This window comes from Vibrio sp. JZG10, from assembly GCF_054064075.1.
Map to the genome: position 1 here is coordinate 527,497 of NZ_JBSUGE010000001.1, position 19,087 is coordinate 546,583.

General features: G+C 45.3%; 21 protein-coding genes. All 21 read right to left on the reverse strand.

Annotation, left to right across the window (positions count from 1 at the left end):
- Positions 1–24: 24 nt before the first annotated feature.
- Entirely contained in the window at positions 25–1,191 is a 1,167-nt protein-coding gene (locus tag ACWYVB_RS02385) for a glutathionylspermidine synthase family protein (protein WP_109168514.1), read from the reverse strand.
- An 8-nt stretch (positions 1,192–1,199) separates the two neighbouring features.
- Positions 1,200–1,769 (reverse strand): DUF1190 domain-containing protein, encoded by a 570-nt coding sequence (locus ACWYVB_RS02390; RefSeq protein ID WP_005390768.1) that lies wholly within the window; start codon positions 1,767–1,769, stop codon positions 1,200–1,202.
- 8 nt (positions 1,770–1,777) lie between these two features.
- Entirely contained in the window at positions 1,778–2,194 is a 417-nt protein-coding gene (locus ACWYVB_RS02395; protein WP_005390766.1) for a DUF350 domain-containing protein, read from the reverse strand.
- Positions 2,194–3,237, reverse strand: a complete 1,044-nt coding sequence (locus tag ACWYVB_RS02400; RefSeq protein ID WP_256953262.1) for a potassium channel protein — start codon at positions 3,235–3,237, stop codon at positions 2,194–2,196. Before ACWYVB_RS02400 ends, ACWYVB_RS02395 begins: the two co-directional genes overlap by 1 nt.
- 118 nt (positions 3,238–3,355) lie before the next feature.
- A complete protein-coding gene (gene nadA / locus ACWYVB_RS02405; RefSeq protein ID WP_457527801.1) occupies positions 3,356–4,417 on the reverse strand; it encodes a quinolinate synthase NadA in 1,062 nt (353 codons plus the stop codon).
- A 253-nt stretch (positions 4,418–4,670) separates the two neighbouring features.
- Positions 4,671–5,423: a tol-pal system protein YbgF gene (ybgF, locus tag ACWYVB_RS02410; protein WP_006742904.1), complete on the reverse strand. Its 753-nt coding sequence runs from the start codon at positions 5,421–5,423 to the stop codon at positions 4,671–4,673.
- 15 nt (positions 5,424–5,438) lie between these two features.
- Positions 5,439–5,963 carry a peptidoglycan-associated lipoprotein Pal gene (gene pal / locus ACWYVB_RS02415; protein ID WP_005378293.1) on the reverse strand — a complete coding sequence of 175 codons (525 nt, stop codon included), beginning with the start codon at positions 5,961–5,963 and terminating at the stop codon, positions 5,439–5,441.
- Between the two features lie 30 nt (positions 5,964–5,993).
- Entirely contained in the window at positions 5,994–7,346 is a 1,353-nt protein-coding gene (tolB, locus tag ACWYVB_RS02420; protein WP_005390758.1) for a Tol-Pal system beta propeller repeat protein TolB, read from the reverse strand.
- Between the two features lie 12 nt (positions 7,347–7,358).
- On the reverse strand, positions 7,359–8,426 hold the full coding sequence (gene tolA, locus ACWYVB_RS02425; RefSeq protein ID WP_053807177.1) for a cell envelope integrity protein TolA: 1,068 nt from the start codon (positions 8,424–8,426) through the stop codon (positions 7,359–7,361).
- A 13-nt stretch (positions 8,427–8,439) separates the two neighbouring features.
- A complete protein-coding gene (locus ACWYVB_RS02430) occupies positions 8,440–8,883 on the reverse strand; it encodes an ExbD/TolR family protein (protein ID WP_005378298.1) in 444 nt (147 codons plus the stop codon).
- A gap of 3 nt (positions 8,884–8,886) precedes the next feature.
- A complete protein-coding gene (gene tolQ, locus ACWYVB_RS02435) occupies positions 8,887–9,585 on the reverse strand; it encodes a protein TolQ (RefSeq protein WP_005378301.1) in 699 nt (232 codons plus the stop codon).
- Complete coding sequence (gene ybgC / locus ACWYVB_RS02440) at positions 9,575–9,994, reverse strand: tol-pal system-associated acyl-CoA thioesterase (protein ID WP_012841975.1); 420 nt, start codon at positions 9,992–9,994, stop codon at positions 9,575–9,577. The genes tolQ and ybgC overlap by 11 nt, the downstream gene beginning before the upstream one ends.
- Before the next feature lie 172 nt (positions 9,995–10,166).
- Positions 10,167–10,469 carry a cyd operon protein YbgE gene (gene ybgE / locus ACWYVB_RS02445; RefSeq protein ID WP_046874743.1) on the reverse strand — a complete coding sequence of 101 codons (303 nt, stop codon included), beginning with the start codon at positions 10,467–10,469 and terminating at the stop codon, positions 10,167–10,169.
- Entirely contained in the window at positions 10,462–10,569 is a 108-nt protein-coding gene (gene cydX, locus ACWYVB_RS02450; protein ID WP_000270284.1) for a cytochrome bd-I oxidase subunit CydX, read from the reverse strand. Before cydX ends, ybgE begins: the two co-directional genes overlap by 8 nt.
- Positions 10,570–10,581: 12 nt before the next feature.
- On the reverse strand, positions 10,582–11,718 hold the full coding sequence (gene cydB / locus ACWYVB_RS02455; protein WP_006742909.1) for a cytochrome d ubiquinol oxidase subunit II: 1,137 nt from the start codon (positions 11,716–11,718) through the stop codon (positions 10,582–10,584).
- 17 nt (positions 11,719–11,735) lie between these two features.
- Positions 11,736–13,322 carry a cytochrome ubiquinol oxidase subunit I gene (gene cydA / locus ACWYVB_RS02460; protein ID WP_012841977.1) on the reverse strand — a complete coding sequence of 529 codons (1,587 nt, stop codon included), beginning with the start codon at positions 13,320–13,322 and terminating at the stop codon, positions 11,736–11,738.
- Positions 13,323–13,783: 461 nt separating this feature from the next.
- A complete protein-coding gene (gene ruvB / locus ACWYVB_RS02465) occupies positions 13,784–14,788 on the reverse strand; it encodes a Holliday junction branch migration DNA helicase RuvB (protein ID WP_031780162.1) in 1,005 nt (334 codons plus the stop codon).
- Between the two features lie 286 nt (positions 14,789–15,074).
- Positions 15,075–15,686, reverse strand: a complete 612-nt coding sequence (gene ruvA, locus ACWYVB_RS02470; RefSeq protein ID WP_005390750.1) for a Holliday junction branch migration protein RuvA — start codon at positions 15,684–15,686, stop codon at positions 15,075–15,077.
- 67 nt (positions 15,687–15,753) lie between these two features.
- Positions 15,754–16,275, reverse strand: coding sequence for a crossover junction endodeoxyribonuclease RuvC (ruvC, locus tag ACWYVB_RS02475; RefSeq protein ID WP_012841980.1), 522 nt, complete (start codon positions 16,273–16,275; stop codon positions 15,754–15,756).
- Between the two features lie 91 nt (positions 16,276–16,366).
- Positions 16,367–17,113 (reverse strand): YebC/PmpR family DNA-binding transcriptional regulator, encoded by a 747-nt coding sequence (locus tag ACWYVB_RS02480; RefSeq protein WP_203342253.1) that lies wholly within the window; start codon positions 17,111–17,113, stop codon positions 16,367–16,369.
- Positions 17,114–17,255: 142 nt separating this feature from the next.
- Complete coding sequence (aspS, locus tag ACWYVB_RS02485; protein ID WP_420667038.1) at positions 17,256–19,034, reverse strand: aspartate--tRNA ligase; 1,779 nt, start codon at positions 19,032–19,034, stop codon at positions 17,256–17,258.
- Positions 19,035–19,087: the final 53 nt, after the last annotated feature.

The window sequence follows — 19,087 nt, forward strand, 5'->3', positions numbered from 1 at the left end:
TCTCTGGATGGAGAGCTTTTTTGATCATGTTAAAATCACATGTGGAATATATCGCGCCATATCTTGCGTGACTAAGCTAGTGTCTTCCCGAATCGAAATCCCAGCGGCTCTATCGTTGACTAACCAGCTGCCAATTAATGTATGGCTTTGCCCAAACTTGGGTAACGGATGATACTGCTGGACGATATTGAATTTAGATTCATAAGGCCCTGCTGTTTTGAGTATGCGTTTCCCACCTTTGACGATCTCAATATTCGCGCCTTCTCGAGAGAATAGTGGTTTGATTACAAAATCTTTCAAAGTGTTCGCTTTTGAATCGTTAGCAAAATAGGCAGGTAAAAGATTAGGATGATTCGCAAAGCGCTCCCACAATAACGGTAAAAGTGCTTTGTTGGATAGAATCGACTTCCACATGGGTTCTAACCAATTCACTTTCGCGGTCGCTAGGTATTTCGCATATTCCTCTTCAAACATAAACTCCCACGGATAAAGCTTGAACATCCAACGAATCGCTCTGTCACCTGCATCCACAAACAGACCATCTTTCGTCGCACCAATATCTTCGACATAAACAAACGCCGTCGCTAACCCAGCTTCGCGCGCGCAGTCTTCTAAATACTGGACAGTCCCTTTATCTTCTTCAGTGTACTTGCAGCAGCTAAAGTGAAGGGTTTGCCCGGGTTGATATTTGGCTATCTCGGAAAAACGCTCAATCAAAAAGTCTTGAAGAATGTTGAATTGATCCGCGCTCTGGTGAATTAGACCTTTATTTACAACATCCTCTAACCACACCCACTGCCAAAAACCCGTTTCAAACAGGCTGGTCGGCGTATCCGCATTGTTCTCCAGTAACTTAGCTGGCGAAGTTCCGTTGTATGCAAAATCCAGACGCGAATAGAGTGAGGGTTCATTTCGGTGCCACGAAGAAGCAACCTGCTCCCACATAAATTCAGGGATCGCACATTGCGTCAGCAACCTCTCACTCCGAACTACTTCATCCACAATAGCCAAGCACATCTGATGCAGCTCTTCAGTGGGCGCTTCAATATCGTTCTCTATTTGCTCAAGCGTGAATTGATAGTAAGCACTCTCATCCCAATACGGTTGGTCATACATGGAATGGAAGCCAAAACCAAACTGGCGTGCTAACTCACGCCAGTTTTCTCGTTCTTGTATTTCTCGTCGAAACATAGTGCTTATTAACCGCCTCGGCTGACCGATACCGCTTTACCAAACCCGCCTCGAGACATTGCTCTACCAATAGTTCCGCCACCACGTTTATTTAGGTTACTGGTCGCAACCTTCGTCGGCTGATTACGATAGGAACCAAAAAATTGTCCGGCACCATTATAGAATTTGGATTTATAGCGATACATTGGTTCAGAGTAATAGCTCTTGTTGTAACCTTTCAAACCGCTCAGTGCGCGACTGTAAAAGAAGCCCCCAAAGTGAGGCACATAAGCTCGGGAACTGGAACTGTAGTAACAATCGTCTTCGTAAAAATCATTTTCACATTCGAACTCATTGTTGTAGCGAGGGGCATTTCGTTCGGCGCGAGCCAAAGCTTCTTGATAAGCAATGTCACACTGCTCACTGAACTCTGGCGAGTTTGATTTGCATTCATCAGCGTCAGAAAAAATGTAGCCTTCGGTTTTCGATTCTTGTGTCGCAAAGAAGAAAATACCGCCAAAAGCAGCAAAGGGAATAATTTTCCCAAGCTTTAAACTTTTGTCCATGGAAGAACGTTTAACGTTAGAACTCCGCTTCATCGTCCCTCCTAGTACGTCATACAAGCGGCATTTAATACACCGACCGATATAGAAACAGCCGCTAATACAATACCGGCAGGCAGCTCATCTTTTTCGATACGCTCAGTCACTTTTGGAAGTAAAACAAAACGTACAATCGCAAATGCAATGATCTGCGCCAGCATTGCAACAACGCCCCACACCATAAAATCGACAATGTTGACTGAGTTTTTTGCAGCCCCCGAAATCGCAATACAATAACCAAGAAATGCGCCACTTAGTGCAATCGCTGCCGCTGTATTCTGCTTTTCTTTGATCAGGTGCCATTCATCGTAAGGCGTAAGCTTGACGTAGATGAACTTAAACGCCAAAACGAAAATAATAGAAACAGAAAAATAGAGTAAAAAATTGGGAAAACCTGCTAACAGGTCAGCAATCATGTGCATTATTGTTCCTTGTTCATTTCTTTCCATGCAAAATCTTCAATACGTTCATCTGCAATGTAAAACAGCTTGGTACTCGGTGGTACTTCAGCATCTAAATCTGGGTTGAGTTGGATACCTTGGCCAATGTCAAAAGCAATTAGCGTGGCATGATGACGCCTTTTGAGAAAAACGAAGAGACTCTCAATAGTAGTTACTGGCAGCCTTTCAGGATAAATAACCGAGTATTGAGTCATGCCTCGTGTTGAAGCTAATAGCTCTTGGTGAAGTGCACTTGAGCCTGGATCTACCGCCGCTTTTGCCAGCATTTCCGCGCCAACTGCAGGTATGCATTCCGCTTTAGGACAGTGTTGACTTAAAAGACGGCCTAACGCCTCATCTTTAAAGTAAGCGACCAAATGTGCGGAAGGATTCACAGAAGCACAGTACAGCGCGGCTGACAGCGTGATATCGTCCGAGAGGTTATCAACAATAACGCAAGCTGCTTCAGCAATATTGGCGTTTTTCATCTCTTGCGAATCCGTGTAGCTGGTCACTTTGATAAAACTGATCTCGCCTGGCAACGGGTTTTCTATTTCTGAACGGCTGCATAAAACAATCGGACGCTTCCCCTCTTCTTCATGTTGTAACATGCGAATAAGGTGCATCGTTCTCGATCCATTCCAACCCAACAATACAATATGGTTTTCCACTCTTACTCTCCGTTTTCCTAAAATACCCGCTCGCCAGTAATCCATCGCTGCTCCAGCGACACGTCCCAATAATGCAGCGAATAGGCTCAAGCCGCCTGGGATCACAAACAGTACAACAACCCATTTACCCAAATCTGTCACTGGAGAATGATCACCATAGCCAACCGTACTCGCCGTAACCATAAGGTAATAGATAAAGTTAGAGAAGCTGTCTGTTAATGCGGTTTCACCAGCGAGAACGAGCAGTCCCCATGAAAGGCTCACATATAAGCCACTAAAGATGAGAAGACTTCGGTTGCTCAATTTAAAAAGGTGTGAACTAAGCCACTTTTTAACTACTAACCACACCGCCATAAATTTATAACCTCGACATTCATTGATTGCATCAATAGTAACTCATTGATAGTAAGACACAAAAAAACCAGCCATATTCGGCTGGTTTTTGAGATTTACTTTCAGTTACGCCTACTTTTTAATCATTACCTTTCACTTGCATATTTAGCTGCTCAGCAAAGTCCAACATACGATTTAACGGAATGAGCGATTTAACACGCAATTCTTCATCAACAAAGATCTCGTGTTCTTCACCGCCTTCACTAAGCGCTTTCTCTATCGCTTTCAAACCGTTCATTGCCATCCAAGGGCAGTGTGCGCAGCTACGGCATGTTGCGCCAGCACCTGCGGTTGGAGCTTCGATAAGTTCTTTCTCTGGCACAAGTTGCTGCATTTTAAAGAAAATGCCTTTGTCTGTCGCAACGATCATTTGTTTATGAGGAAGCGCTTTCGCTGCTTTGATCAACTGACTCGTCGAGCCAACGGCATCGGCAAGTTCAACCACACTTGCTGGTGATTCAGGGTGAACCAAAATAGCCGCATCTGGATACACGCTCTTCATTTTGCGTAGCGCATCAGCAGAAAACTCATCATGAACCACACACTCACCTTGCCATAGCAGCATGTCTGCGCCAGTTTTATTAGCGATGTACGATCCTAGGTGACGGTCCGGTCCCCAAATAATTGGCTTATCTTCAGCGTCTAAGTGTTCTACGATTTCAAGCGCAATGCTTGATGTAACGACCCAGTCGGCACGGGCTTTAACAGCGGCAGACGTATTTGCATAAACCACAACCGTGTGATCAGGGTGAGCATCACAGAACTCACTGAACTTATCCGCTGGGCAGCCAAGATCGAGCGAACATTCCGCTTCCAACGTTGGCATTAGAATTCGCTTTTCTGGTGTTAGGATTTTGGCCGACTCGCCCATAAAGCGAACACCGCCAATGATCAGTGTGCTTGCAGGATGACGATTACCAAACTTCGCCATTTCCAACGAGTCACCAACAAAACCACCCGTTTCTTCCGCTAGGGCTTGAATCTCAGGATCGGTATAATAGTGTGCGATAAGTACCGCATCCTTTTCTTTTAGCAGCTTTTTAATGCGCTCAATGTAAGACGCTTTTTCTTCTTCGCTTAATGGAACTGGCTTCGGTGGGAATGGGTAAACAGTGTCGATTTTATCTAATATATGGCTCATTGCTCTTGCTCTACGCAACTTCCTTTAATCCGAGTATTGTAACCTCGTTAATTTTCAAAAACCAACTTGTCGCGGGGATTTCTAGCTATCTAGCCGTATATCTTTGTTACAGGTAGCATTTCTGATTGAAAGGATCCGTTGCAAGATGGGGATAAATGGCTCGATGCCATTCCTCTCGATTTATTCGATCACCACCGATAAAGAAACGGAAAAGAAAAAGGAAGCCGAAGCTTCCTTTTTAAAACATAACGTCTTACAGCTTAGAGCTGGCAAGTTTTGCAGATGCACTACCTGGGTATTCATCAACCACTTGTTGGTAGTACTTTTTCGCTTGAGCTGCATTGTTATTACGCTCAGCGATTTCACCTAACTTGAGCAAAGCATCGGCTCGCTTATTGGAGTCTTTATAAGACACCACCGCAGCAAAGCTCTTTACAGCATCTTTGTCCTGCTTCTTAGCGAAGTACAATTGGCCTAGCCAATAGTGAGAATTCGCTGAGTATGTGGAGTCAGGATAATCTTTCTGGAATTGCTGGAACGCTGCAATTGCGCCAGTGTAGTCACGTTTCTTGAGAATGAGGTCGACTGCATTTTGGTATGCCGTTTGCTCATCAACATTTGGTGTGTACTGACCACCTGTTTTAGCCGGTTTCGCTTCTTGCGCAGGCGCGGATTTGATTTCTCCACGCACACGATCTAGCTCGACAAACAACTCTCGTTGACGTTGCAACATTTGCTTCATTTCGTAGCTATTTCGCTCTAATTGACCACGTAATTCACTGATCTCTTGTGACATTTGGTCAATTTGTTGTTGCATTTGGAGCTGAACGCGATTGCGGTTTTGTAGCAAGCGCTCTAGACGCTCTACTTCCGTTTCAGATGAACGGCTCTTAGAGACGGATGATGTGCTGTTGAGATCGGATACTGGAGCTGGTGCAGCGAACGCAAAGTTCGCTGCACTTGCCAGTAACGTAAGCGCAACAGCGCGCTTAGTGTTACTGAACATGAGGATTACCTCGAATTAGTATACTAGAACCGCGCGACGGTTCTTAGCGTAAACTTCATCTGATTGACCTAGAAGAAGTGGCTTCTCTTCACCGTAGCTAACGATTGAGATTTGGTCAGCTTGAACACCTAGTGCTTGCAGGTAGTTCGCTACTGCTTGTGCACGACGCTCACCAAGAGCGATGTTGTACTCAGGAGTACCACGCTCATCAGCGTGACCTTCGATAGTTACGTTAAGAGCTGGGTTCTTGCTTAGGTAAGAAGCGTGAGCCGCTAGCATCTCTTCGTAATCTGCTGCAATTGTTGAGTTATCAAAAGCAAAGTAGATTGTTTGAGTTTCACGTAGCGCTTGCTCTTTTAGCTCTTGCTCTGTTAGCTGACCGCTTTGATCAATTGGCGTAGCTACTGTTGTTTCAACTGCGCCATTGTTGTTTGTTGCTGCACCAGTGTTAGAAGCTGCGTCGTCGCTTGAACTACACGCTGTAACAGCCATTACAGGAAGCGCGATTAGTAGCCCTTTTAGAACCTTGTTCAGTTGCATCTTATTTTCCTTTATTAATCAAACTTATTACTACAAAAACGGTGACCATGCAGGCGCTCTAACACGCCCATTTGTTGCCGGTAATCTAGCTTTGAATCGACCATCAATTGACACCATCGATAGTACGTTTTTCTTGTTGTAAATCGAGCTATACACAACCATGCCACCGTTTGGGGCAATACTAGGAGACTCATCAAGCAAGGTCTTAGTTAAGACTTGAAGAGCACCAGTTTCCAAATCTTGTTTCGCCAAGTTAAATCCTGCGTTGCTGCGGTTCACCATTACTAGGAATCGCCCATCAGGAGTAATCTGGCCACCCAAATTTTGGCTGCCTTGCCAAGTCAAACGGTCAATAGAACCGCTGCCCAAATTTACTTGATAAATCTGTGGTTTACCACCCCTATCCGATGTGAAAATCAACGATTTTCCATCTGGATGCCAGAACGGTTCAGTATTATTTGATCTGCCACGCGTAATTTGCGTCAGCTTGCGAGTGTTAAGATCGAACGTGTAAACATGAAGCGAGCCTGTCTTAGAGAGAACAATCGCTAACTTATTGCCGTCAGGCGAAAATCTTGGCGCACCATTATGACGTGGGTATGAAGTGATCTTCTCACGCTCACCGGTGTAGATGTTCATGATGAAGATTTCTGCTTGACCATTTTGGAAGCTAACATACGCAAGCTTTTTACCATCTGGCGACCATGCTGGTGACATTAATGGTTGCTTAGAACGTAAAACCAAGCGCTCGTTGTAGCCATCGTAATCAGCCACACGAAGTTGGTAAGGGAAACGGTCTTTATCATTCACCACCACGTATGCAATACGGGTCATGAAGGCACCACGGTCACCCGTTAACTGCTCATACACCAAATCAGAGATACGGTGAGCGTACTCACGCATGCGAGGGCCTTGAACGGTCGCGACCTTATTGAACAGCACGTGATCTTTTGACAATACTAATTCGCCATCGCTACCAAGCGCTTTACTTTTCCCGCCCGTTAACTGGCCACGCACAATATCAACAAGTTGGTAGTTGATAACGTAATCACCTTGAGCATTTTGTTTGATTGAGCCAGTCAGCAGAGCATCTACACCTAAATTAGTCCAGGCGTCAAAATTGACTTCTGATTCACTGAACGGAGTTTGTGGCATCTTGCTCGTTGGAACGGGGCTGAACTTACCACTGCGTTGCAAATCCGAGGCAATAACAGCAGAAATATCCGTTGGAAGCGCTTGAGTGCCCTCCCACTTAAACGGAACAACAGCAATTGGTCGTGCTGAATCAATACCATCGGTAATGACCAACTCTAATGCGGCATTCGCCACATTTGTCATACTGCTAAACAGTACAAACATTCCTAGTAAAAGGCGTCTAATCACGTCTTATTCCTTTTAGTCCAAAGCAACAGTTATGTTGATGTCTTTTAGTCTTTCGTTTACCGCAGCTTCTGAAGATTTAGGGAACGTCCCTACCTGAGCTATCGCTCGCTTCGCCGCTGCACATACTCGAGTATCGCCACTCAAAACGGTAACACCAGAGACCATCATATCAGTTCCTGTCGGAATCAATTTGATGTTTACCCTACACTCCTTTCCCAGCAAGTAGTCATCCTTAATCAACTTTTGCTGAATATTTTGAGTATAGATGGATGACATTCGAGAAAGTTCGTCGTCAATAAATTGATTTCGAGCAGCACTATTTTTACTAACCTCATCCTCAAGGCCTGCAAAAATATCATCTAGCGCGGCTTCTTGCGCTTTACGCTCGCGCTCTGCACGTTCCGCAGCTTCTCTCGCTTTGCGCTCTCGCTCTGCCGCCTCTTTTGCCGCTTTCTCTTTTGCGATGCGCTCTTGTTCAGCTTTTTCAGCAGCTTCACGCTCACGACGTGCTTTTTCTTCCGCTTCTTTTGCCGCCTTTTCACGAGCTAGACGTTCTTGCTCAGCTTTTGCTATAGCCGCTTCTTTCGCTAAACGCTCCTGCTCAGCTTTACGCACAGCTTCTTCTTTTGCCTTACGCTCTTTCTCTAGCTTAGCAGCTCGCTCTTTTTCTTTGCGAACACGTTCTTCTTCCTGCTTGCGCTCTTGTTCTTTTTTCTTACGTGCAGCTTCTGCTTCTCGTGCCGCTTGAGCATCTTTCGCTTGCTGTTCTTTCAACTTGCGAATTTGCTCTTCTTCAGCTTTACGGTTTTTTTCTAGCTGCTCTGCTTCGCGTCTCAATTTATCAAGACGCTCTTGTTCTTTTTTTGCTGCCTTTTCACGTTGCTGGCGAATTTCTTTCGCTTGTTGCTGCACAAGTTTTGGATCGATGACAACAGCTTGAACCATTTGCCCTGTAGGCTCTGGTTTAGACATGTTGAAGTCCGTCCCCCAAAGCAGGGCTGCAACGAGAATTGCATGCAAACCAACCGATATTGCTATCGGTTTGGCGTATTGGTTGGGTTTCTTCTTGTGATCTTTCATAGATAATTGATGTCTATTCCCTGATATCGGTCATTAGACCTACCTTAGGGATACCAGCTCGACTTAGTTCATCCAGTAATAGGACAACATCGGCATATGGTGTTGCCGCGTCGCCACCTACCGCAACTGGTGAATCTGGCTTAACCTCTCGCTCCGCTTTCACTCGCACAATAACATCTTGCAACGACAAACCTCGTTGAACTTCTTCATCGTTTACGCTTAGGCCTAAATTACCCTCGCTATCAATTTCGATGATGATAAAACTACTGTCAGTTTCGCCAGCAAGGTCTTGCATAGATTCAGCGGTCGATGTTTTCGGAAGATCAACATCGACGCCTTGAGTCACAAATGGAGCGGTCGCCATAAAAATGATCAACAGTACGAGCATTACGTCGATATACGGAACAACGTTGATCTCCGCTGTCATTTTTCGCTTTTTAGGTTGATAACCCGCCATGCTTTATTCCTTATCCGCGCTGTCTCGGCCAGCCATCGCTTGACGATGAAGGATGCTGTGGAATTCTTCAGAGAATGTTGCGTAAGTGTGCTCTAGTTTGCTCACTTTATTGCTTAGGCGGTTGTAGGCCATTACAGCCGGAATAGCCGCAAATAGACCCATCGCTGTCGCGATCAATGCCTCGGCGATACCTGGGGCAACCATAGACAGCGTAGCTTGTTTTACTTCACCCAACGCAATAAAAGCGTGCATGATGCCCCAAACAGTACCAAATAGGCCGATGTAAGGACTGATAGAACCGACTGTCGCTAAGAACGGTAAGCTTGTTTCTAGTTCATCAACCTCACGAGAGACAGCAACGCGCATTGCGCGGCCAGTGCCTTCCATGATGTACGCTGGTGAGTTTGCGTTGCTCTTACGTAGACGAGCAAACTCCGTGAAACCCGCGTAAAAAATTTCTTCTGTGCCTTCAATTTCGTCTTTACGCGCTTTTACTTTTTGGTAAAGCTGAGAAAGATCAGTACCCGACCAGAATTTGTCTTCAAACTGCTCTGCATTCTTTGACGCTTGAGAAAGCACTTTGCTGCGCTTGATGATCATTGCCCATGACACAATTGACATGCCAAGCAACGTCAGCATCACAAGCTTTACCAACAGACTGGCCTGAAGAAAGAGATCTAAAATGGAAATATCAGCAGTCACTATTTGTTAGCTCCGAATTTATAAAGGTTGGAATAGCTATTGGTTTCATTTTCTTATTATCGATACATGCTACCTTAACAGAGGCCTTGCACAATATCTTGCCTTGATCATTGACCAACTCTTGACAGAATTGCAGGGAAGCACGTTTTATTTCTGACACTCGGGTTAATACTGTCAAATGCTCGTCCAGCCTTGCCCCTTGGTTGAAATCAATATCCATGTGTCGGACAACAAAGCCGATATTTTGTTCCAATAACACATGTTGAGAAATGCCTTTAGCACGTAACATTTCTGTCCGCGCGCGCTCAAAGAATTTTAGATAATTAGAATGATATACAACGCCGCCCGCATCGGTGTCTTCATAGTACACGGTGATCGGCCAGCGAAAGAGATTTGATGTGCCTTGCAAGGGAGTCCCAATATATTCAATTCTTTAAAGTAATTACTATAACTGAAGCGACAGCAATTGGTACCGAGCTAAGGGAATATTTTTGAAATTTGTAGAAAAAATAAAAGCTAGGCGAAATACCTAGCTTTTATTCGATGATTTAGTAACCGACTTTATTACAGCGTATTTCAGCCTAAAAGAAATAAAGTGCCGTTAAATAAATTAAGATAGCTAACGAGAAATAAGGACTAAACAAAACTTGCCAGTACCAGTTTCTCGGTTTGAAGCCCACACCGTAAACCATGCTTGAGCATACAGACCAAATCAGTGCTGGTGCGATGATTGAGTTAAAACCACCAATTGCTTGATGGTAAGCTTCAGGATCCCACATCACCAATCCTACATGCATAAAGCCAAGGATGAGAGATAAGACTCTTAACAGAGTCTTATCCATCGGAGCGTGAAGTTGCGCTACCTTATCAGCGAGATTACTCACTGTCTTTGTCCATCATTTCTGAGTGCTCTAACCAAAGAGCGTTGATGATACCGAATGCACAAGCAAGTAGTACACCTAGAATCCATGCGAAATACCACATAGTAATTGCTCCTTAGTATAGTGAGTTTTTGTTGTCTTCAATGTACTGATCATCAAGGCGACCAAACATCTTGTAGTAAGTCCAAGACGTGTAACCAAGGATGATTGGTACCATAACAAACGCAACGCCTGTCATTAGGTTCAGAGTCAGTTCAGATGACGTTGCATCCCACATTGTTAAGCTGTGGCTTGGCATTAAGTCTGAAGGCATGATGAATGGGAACATCGCAAAACCTGCAGTAAAGATAACGCCAGCAACACCCAGACTTGAAGTAATGAACGAAATCGCACATTTTTCAAGACGAGATGCCAATACGGCAAGAAGCGGCATTGCAACACCTAGTACAGGAGCAGCCCATAGTAGTGGGTAGTTTTCAAAATTCTTCATCCACGCACCAGCTTCACGGATTACCTCTTTGTTTAGAGGGTTAGAAGCTGCATTAGTGTCGATACCGCCAACAATGACGTAACCATCGATATTTTGGATCCAGAAACCAGCCGCTACAAACGCTGCAACCGTCAGTAAACCTGCCAACTGAGCAACGTTGCGAGCACGCACATGCACTTCGCCCGTTGTTTTCATTTGTAGCCAAGTCGAACCTTGCATCAAAATCATGAACAAGCTAACTAGGCCACACAGCAGTGCAAATGGGTTTAGAAGACCAAAGAATGAGCCATGGTATGTTGGCATCAAGAACTCACTCAATTGGAATGGTACACCCTGTAGTAGGTTGCCAAACGCTACACCAAAGATGATTGGTGGAACAAAACCACTGATTGAGATACAGATATCCCAGGTATTGCGCCATTTTGGATCTTCGATTTTAGAGCGGTAGTCTAGGCCAAGAGGACGAAGCCATAGCGCTGCTAGTGTCAAAATCATCGCTAAGTAGAAGCCTGAAAATGACGTTGCGTAAACCAAAGGCCAAGCTGCGAACAGTGCACCACCAGCAGTGATAAGCCAAACTTGGTTACCATCCCAGTGAGGGGCAATTGAGTTAATCATGACGCGACGTTGCGTGTCGTTTTTACCGATAATAGGTACAAGCGCGCCTACACCCATATCGAAACCGTCCGTTACTGCAAAACCAACTAGTAGAACACCGATTAGTACCCACCAGATGAGTCGCAAGATTTCGTAATCAAACATCTTGTTATCTCCTTACCTTACGCTTCTACTTGGCGACTAACTTTGTCTTCAACAGAGTCAGCATTTTGCTCGAAGTGGTAGCGACCCGTTTTCAGACTACTTGGGCCTTTACGAGCGAATTTCAACATTAGGTAAACTTCTGCAACCAGGAATACCGTGTATAGCGCCAAAATTGCGAATAGTGAAGTCCAGATTTCACCAGCAGTTAGTGCAGAAGCTGCAACATGCACTGGTAAAATCTCACCAACAGCCCATGGCTGACGACCGTACTCAGCGACGAACCAACCCGCTTCAATCGCAATCCACGGTAGTGGGATGCTGAATAGTGCAGCTTTAAGAATCCATTGTTTCTGTTCAATCTTCTGACGACACGTTTGGATAAACGCCGCACCAAAGACAAACAACATGATGAAACCACAAGCAACCATGATACGGAATGACCAGAATAGCGGCCATACTGTTGGGATTGAGTCATCCGCAGCAGCTTGGATTTGCTCTTCTGTCGCATCAACAACATTGTCTGTGTAGCGTTTTAGAAGTAGACCGTAACCTAGGTCACCCTTCACTTCATCAAACGCAGTCATGTTTTCTTCTGACTTGTCGCCCGCACGAAGCTTCTCAAGAAGTTCATAAGCGTACATACCGTCACGAATACGATCGACGTGCTCATCACGTAGGTCACGAAGACCTGTTACTTGCTCATCAAAAGAACGTGTCGCGATGATACCCATTACGTAAGGGATCTTGATTGCGTAATCTGTGTGCATGGTTTCTTGGTTAGGAACACCAAACAACGTAAACGCTGCTGGAGCTGGTTCTGTGTGCCACTCTGCTTCAATTGCAGCAAGCTTCACTTTTTGAACTTCACCAAGCTCGTAGCCAGATTCATCGCCAAGAACGATGGTAGATAAGATAGCCGCAATACCGAAAGAAGCAGCGATAGCAAATGAACGACGAGCAAACGCAATGTCACGACCTTTTAATAGGTAGTATGAACTGATGCCTAGAATAAACATTGCGCCACAAGTGTAACCAGAAGCAACCGTATGCACGAACTTAACCTGAGCAACTGGGTTTAGTACAACTTCAGAGAAGCTCACCATTTCCATTCGCATAGTTTCGAAGTTGAAGTCCGCGCCTACTGGGTTTTGCATCCAGCCGTTTGCGATAAGAATCCAAAGTGCAGAGAAGTTAGAGCCCAGCGCCACAAGCCAGGTAACCGCTAAGTGTTGACGTTTAGATAGACGATCCCACCCGAAGAAGAATAGACCAACAAAAGTTGACTCCAGGAAGAATGCGACAAGGGCTTCGATCGCTAGCGGCGCACCGAAGATGTCACCTACATAGTGGGAGTAGTAAGACCAGTTCGTACCAAACTGGAATTCCATGGTAAGGCCTGTCGCCACACCAAGTGCAAAGTTAATACCGAATAGCTTACCCCAGAACTTGGTCATGTCCTTGTAGATTTGCTTGTTCGTCATTACGTACATCGATTCCATAATGGCCAGAAGGAAGGCCATACCAAGGGTCAATGGTACGAATAGGAAGTGATACATCGCTGTCAGTGCAAACTGCAACCGCGATAGATCAACTACGTCAATCATGGTAACTCCTATGTGTCGGCTGAATGACACTCTCTACATATTGCAATCCATATTCAAGTGTTATTTACACTTGAAAAATGTTGAATTATCACAACTCATTGTTGCAAAAATGTGCTTCATTGGTTAGTTAATTGTTAAGCATCAGCTAATATAGCTAGGGCTAATATTACTTGTAAAAACAGATTGTTTCAAAAGGTTTATAGCCGGAATGCGCTTTGATATACATCAATGTTTATGCGCGGAATTTGCACAAAAATCCATCACATTGATCCAGATCAACCAGTATTAGATACGGATGTTAAGAGAGAGTAATCAGGAGAGAAATTAACCAGTTGTGAGCAAACATAGAGTTAACAATCAATGCTTTTTACTTACTAAACTGGTATGAGAAGAAATTCAAAAAATGTGAGTTTGGTCAACTTTAATGAAGCACTGGGCCGCAAAGGCCCAGCGAGGGAATCTTATTTTTCAATTCCGAAATGCAAATACGCACGATCTGTCGCGATTCTTCCACGTGGAGTGCGTTGTAAATAACCTTGCTGAATAAGATAAGGCTCAAGAACGTCTTCGATGGTATCCTTTTCTTCACCAATCGCTGCCGCCATGTTATCGAGTCCGACCGGACCACCACCAAATTTCTCCATAATTGCGAGTAGTAGTTTGCGGTCCATGTAATCGAAACCTTCGGCGTCCACATCAAGCATATTCAGCGCTTTGTCGGCAACCTCTGCACAAATGTGACCATTTCCTTTCACTTCCGCATAATCGCGAACACGACGTAGTAGACGGTTAGCAATACGTGGTGTGCCACGTGCACGTCTTGCCACTTCCAATGCGCCTTCAGGTTCCATTGACAAACCTAAACAATCCGCGCTGCGCTGCACAATATCTTGTAGGTCTTTTATCTTATAAAATTCAAGACGCTGAGTAATACCAAAACGGTCTCGTAATGGTGACGTTAAAGAGCCCGCTCGGGTCGTTGCACCAATCAAAGTAAACGGCGGCAAATCGATCTTAATAGAACGAGCGGCCGGACCTTCACCGATCATAATATCCAGTTGATAATCTTCCATCGCCGGATACAGCACCTCTTCAACCATCGGGCTTAAGCGGTGAATCTCATCGATGAACAACACATCGTTTTCTTCTAGGTTGGTTAGTAACGCGGCTAAATCCCCTGCTTTCTCAAGTACAGGGCCCGAAGTGGTGCGAATGTTCACTTCCATTTCATTGGCAACGATATTCGCAAGTGTGGTTTTACCCAAACCTGGAGGACCAAAAATCAAAAGGTGATCAAGTGCTTCGCTACGTAACTGAGCAGCTTTGATGAAGATCTCCATTTGGTCACGAACGTGGTCCTGACCTTGGTAATCCGCCAACTTCTTTGGTCGAATAGCACGGTCAATGACATCTTCATCACGAAAGGCAGGGTTTTCTGGCGCGATTAAACGATCGGCTTCAATCATCTTTTTACCTTGAAAAATGGTTACCTGAGAGAATAATGCCGCTCGTTTAACAGCAAGTGGCATATTTCTGTATCTCGTCATCCTGTACAGCGACGAAGGAGCGTGATACAGGATCTTCTATCCGAGCGGTTTATGGTCAAATTGTTTCATTAACCGCTCAGCGTGCTGCTATTAGATTCCTGGTCTCACCAAGGCTCGCTGGAATGACACAAAAACATCGTTAAGCGACTGGCATTAACCTTAGAGAGTGAGTTATCTTGAGCAAATGCTCACTGTGAAACCAGCGTTACACCATTGATTTTAGAGCTTCACGGATCATTTGCTCACTGCTCATGTCCGGTTTAGCAATTTGAGACACCACTTTCGACGCTTGAGTCGGCTTGTAACCCAAAGCTAGAAGCGCGCTAATTGCCTCTTCTTCCGCGTTGTTGGATGTCGAACCAGAATCCGCAGGAGCAGCATCCGTAAATGGTGTAAATAGATCGCCAGCGCCCCACCCTTTCAAGCGGTCTTTCATTTCAACAACCAATCGCTCTGCGGTTTTCTTGCCAACGCCTGGAAGCTTAACCAGCGTAGAAACGTCTTCATGTTCCACACAAGTAACAAATTGCGTTGCTGTCATACCAGAGAGAATACCAAGACCGAGTTTAGGACCAACGCCATTGGCTTTGATCACTTCACGGAAAAGTGCTCGTTCTTTTACTGTGTTGAAACCGTATAGCAATTGTGCATCTTCACGGACGACAAAGTGAGTATAAATAATGGCTTCTTCGCCAACATTTGGCAGCTCGTAAAAACAGCTCATTGGCATCTGTACTTCATAACCAATGCCATTAACTTCAATTAATACTTCAGGTGGTTGTTTTTCAATCAGTGTGCCACGAAGACGTCCAATCACTATAAATACTCTTTGGAAATGAATTTGCGACAGGATAATAAAGAACTGGATAGACATCCAGTTAATTTTATCGGTAGCGCCCTTTTCTGGCACTGGTTGCTTTGCCCGCTAAGGCAACGAGGGTTTTGTTCGTATTGGCATGACAAATCGCCACACCTAAAGCATCGGCTGCATCCGCTTGAGGCTTGGCGGGCAGTTTAAGCATCTGCTGAACCATATGTTGAACTTGCGCTTTGTCCGCACCACCAGTACCGACTACAGCTTGCTTAATAAGACGCGCGGCGTATTCGTATACCGGCAACTCTGCATTCACCGCAGCAACAATTGCGCTGCCACGAGCCTGGCCAAGCTTTAATGCTGAATCCGCATTTTTAGCCATAAACACTTGTTCAATCGCAAATACGTCCGGTTGAAACTGAGTAATGATTTCCGTGACGCCAGCGTAAATCTGCTTAAGACGGCCCGGAAGTTCTTTTTCTGAAGTACGAATACAACCACTACCAAGGTATTGCAAATGGCGTCCATTTTGACGAATGACCCCATAACCGGTAATGCGTGAACCTGGGTCAATGCCCAAAATAATTGACATGAATGTTCCTAAAAATGAGGCCGAATGCGGCCTCAATTTCTTATTATTACTTTCTAATTTCGGAGCGAATACCGCTCACTGCACATTGAGTTTACTCTAGAGAGGCCGCAACGTCATCAGAGATGTCACCGTTGTGATAAACCTCCTGAACATCGTCCAGATCTTCTAAAGCGTCAATCAAACGGAGCAGTTTTGGCGCAGTGTCCACATCCAGTTCTGCTTTCGTTGAAGGGATAAGCGACACTTCGGCGTTCTCCGCCTCAAAACCTGCGGCATCAAGGGCATCTTTTACGAGTCCAAAATCGCTTGGCGCGGTGTAAACATCAATCGAGCCATCTTCTGATGTTTCGATGTCATCAGCGCCACTTTCTAACGCCACTTCCATCACCGTATCTTCATTTAAACCTGGGGCGTATGAGATCACGCCTTTCTTGTCGAAAAGATAGTTTACACTACCATCCGTACCCAGATTGCCTCCTGACTTCGAGAACGCATGGCGTACGCCAGATACTGTGCGATTTCGGTTATCCGTCATACATTCGACCATGACTGCAGTGCCACCCGGACCATAACCTTCATAGATTACGGTTTCCATATTGTCATCGCCTTCACCACCAGCACCTCGGCTGACAGCGCGGTTGACAGTGTCACGCGTCATGTTGTTAGACAACGCTTTATCAATTGCAGCTCGCAAACGTGGGTTATTTTCTGGCTCACCGCCTCCCTCTTTTGCCGCAACAACGATTTCACGGATTAATTTGGTAAAGATTTTGCCGCGCTTCGCATCTTGCGCTGCTTTACGGTGACGAATATTCGCCCATTTACTATGACCTGCCATAATTCACCTTTTAATGTATTTTGACGCTTAATAGCAAACATGAGCTAAAAAGCGTTGCTTGGGAAATTGCTTTGGAAGTTTCTTGGGTTTATTTAAACAAAAACTCCCGCAGTTGCGGGAGTTTTCTTCAAATGTTGTGCGCTTATTCTGCGTCTTTTTCTTTCGCTGCAGTCACTGCGATTGCTAACTCTTCTAGCGCTGCTGGGTTCGCAATGCTTGGTGCGTCTGTTAGTAGACACGCCGCTGCTGTTGTTTTCGGGAATGCAATAACATCACGGATGTTCTCGGTACCACATAGCAGCATCACTAGACGGTCAAGACCGAATGCAAGACCAGCGTGTGGAGGCGTACCGAATTTTAGTGCATCAAGCAGGAAGCCGAACTTAAGCTGTTGCTCTTCAGGTGTGATGCCTAGAATATCAAATACGGCTTCTTGCATATCTGCGTTGTGGATACGAACAGAACCGCCGCCAACTTCGTAACCATTTAGAACCATATCGTAAGCGTTAGAGTTTGCCGCAGCTGGGTTCGCTTTTAGCTCTTCCGCAGTCACACCTAGAGGTGATGTGAATGGGTGGTGCATCGCGTGTAGGTTGCCTTCGTCATCTTCTTCGAACATTGGGAAGTCAACAACCCATAATGGAGCCCATGCAGATTCGTCAGTTAGCTCTAGATCTTTACCTAGCTTCAGACGCAGTGCACCCATAGCTTCTGCAACGATACCCGCTTTATCAGCGCCAAATAGGATGATGTCGCCAGATTCCGCTTGAGTGCGATCTAGGATAGCGTTGATCACATCTTCGTTTAGGAACTTAGCTACTGGAGATTGGATACCTTCCATGCCTGCTGCACGGTCGTTAACCTTCATCCAAGCTAGACCTTTCGCACCGTAGATACCAACGAATTCACCGTAGCCATCAATTTGCTTACGAGTCAAAGATGCACCACCTGGAACGCGAATAACGGCAACGCGGCCTTTCTCGTCGTTTGCTGGGCCAGAGAATACTTTGAACTCAACGTCTTTCATTAGGTCAGCAACGTCTACTAGCTCTAGTGGGTTACGTAGATCTGGCTTGTCAGAACCGAAACGGCGAATCGCTTCGCTGAATGGCATTACTGGGAACTGACCTAGGTCTACGTTTAGTAGCTCTTGCCACATATCGCGAACCATGTTTTCCGTCACTTCACGTACTTGCTCAGCCGTCATGAAAGACGTTTCGATATCGATTTGAGTGAATTCTGGTTGACGGTCAGCGCGTAAGTCTTCATCACGGAAACACTTAACGATTTGGTAGTAACGGTCAAAACCAGACATCATTAGAAGCTGTTTGAATAGCTGTGGAGACTGAGGAAGCGCGTAGAAGCTGCCTTTGTGAACACGGCTAGGTACTAGGTAGTCGCGCGCACCTTCTGGTGTCGCTTTCGTTAGTACTGGTGTTTCGATATCTAGGAAGCCGTTGTCATCTAGGAAACGACGAACAAAGCTAGATGCTTTAGCACGTAGCTTGATGCGGTCACTCATTTCTGGACGACGAAGGTCTAAGTAACGGTACTTCAGACGTTGCTCTTCAGAGTTCTTTTGGTTGAAGTCTAGAGGCAAAACGTCACTGCGGTTGATGATTTCAAGACCTGTCGCAAGGATCTCAACTTCACCTGTTGCCATGTCTTTGTTTGCTTGGCTTTCTGGACGAACGCGTACTTCACCCGTTAGTTTGATACAGAATTCATTACGAAGTGTGTTAGCCACTTCATACGCATCCGCCATATCTGGATCTACAACTACCTGAACGATACCTTCGCGATCTCGCATATCAATAAAAATAAGACCGCCTAAATCACGACGACGGTTAACCCAGCCGCAAAGTTCTACAGTTTGTCCTGCAAGGGACTTGTTCAGGTGACCACAGTAATGGGTACGCATAATGAAATTCCCAATCTCTCAAATGTTGTTAACTACGCTCTGTCAGCCTCATT

Bases quoted from the DNA above. Each gene is read 5' to 3' on its own strand.
- aspS (WP_420667038.1), bottom strand. From the start codon at position 19,034: ATGCGTACCCATTACTGTGGTCACCTGAACAAGTCCCTTGCAGGACAA.
- ACWYVB_RS02395 (WP_005390766.1), bottom strand. From the start codon at position 2,194: ATGCACATGATTGCTGACCTGTTAGCAGGTTTTCCCAATTTTTTACTC.
- ybgF (WP_006742904.1), bottom strand. From the start codon at position 5,423: ATGTTCAGTAACACTAAGCGCGCTGTTGCGCTTACGTTACTGGCAAGT.
- tolA (WP_053807177.1), bottom strand. From the start codon at position 8,426: ATGAAAGATCACAAGAAGAAACCCAACCAATACGCCAAACCGATAGCA.
- pal (WP_005378293.1), bottom strand. From the start codon at position 5,963: ATGCAACTGAACAAGGTTCTAAAAGGGCTACTAATCGCGCTTCCTGTA.
- nadA (WP_457527801.1), bottom strand. From the start codon at position 4,417: ATGAGCCATATATTAGATAAAATCGACACTGTTTACCCATTCCCACCG.
- ACWYVB_RS02480 (WP_203342253.1), bottom strand. From the start codon at position 17,113: ATGGCAGGTCATAGTAAATGGGCGAATATTCGTCACCGTAAAGCAGCG.
- ruvC (WP_012841980.1), bottom strand. From the start codon at position 16,275: ATGTCAATTATTTTGGGCATTGACCCAGGTTCACGCATTACCGGTTAT.
- cydB (WP_006742909.1), bottom strand. From the start codon at position 11,718: ATGTTTGATTACGAAATCTTGCGACTCATCTGGTGGGTACTAATCGGT.
- ruvB (WP_031780162.1), bottom strand. From the start codon at position 14,788: ATGATTGAAGCCGATCGTTTAATCGCGCCAGAAAACCCTGCCTTTCGT.
- ACWYVB_RS02390 (WP_005390768.1), bottom strand. From the start codon at position 1,769: ATGAAGCGGAGTTCTAACGTTAAACGTTCTTCCATGGACAAAAGTTTA.
- cydA (WP_012841977.1), bottom strand. From the start codon at position 13,322: ATGATTGACGTAGTTGATCTATCGCGGTTGCAGTTTGCACTGACAGCG.
- cydX (WP_000270284.1), bottom strand. From the start codon at position 10,569: ATGTGGTATTTCGCATGGATTCTAGGTGTACTACTTGCTTGTGCATTC.
- ACWYVB_RS02400 (WP_256953262.1), bottom strand. From the start codon at position 3,237: ATGGCGGTGTGGTTAGTAGTTAAAAAGTGGCTTAGTTCACACCTTTTT.
- ACWYVB_RS02430 (WP_005378298.1), bottom strand. From the start codon at position 8,883: ATGGCGGGTTATCAACCTAAAAAGCGAAAAATGACAGCGGAGATCAAC.
- ACWYVB_RS02385 (WP_109168514.1), bottom strand. From the start codon at position 1,191: ATGTTTCGACGAGAAATACAAGAACGAGAAAACTGGCGTGAGTTAGCA.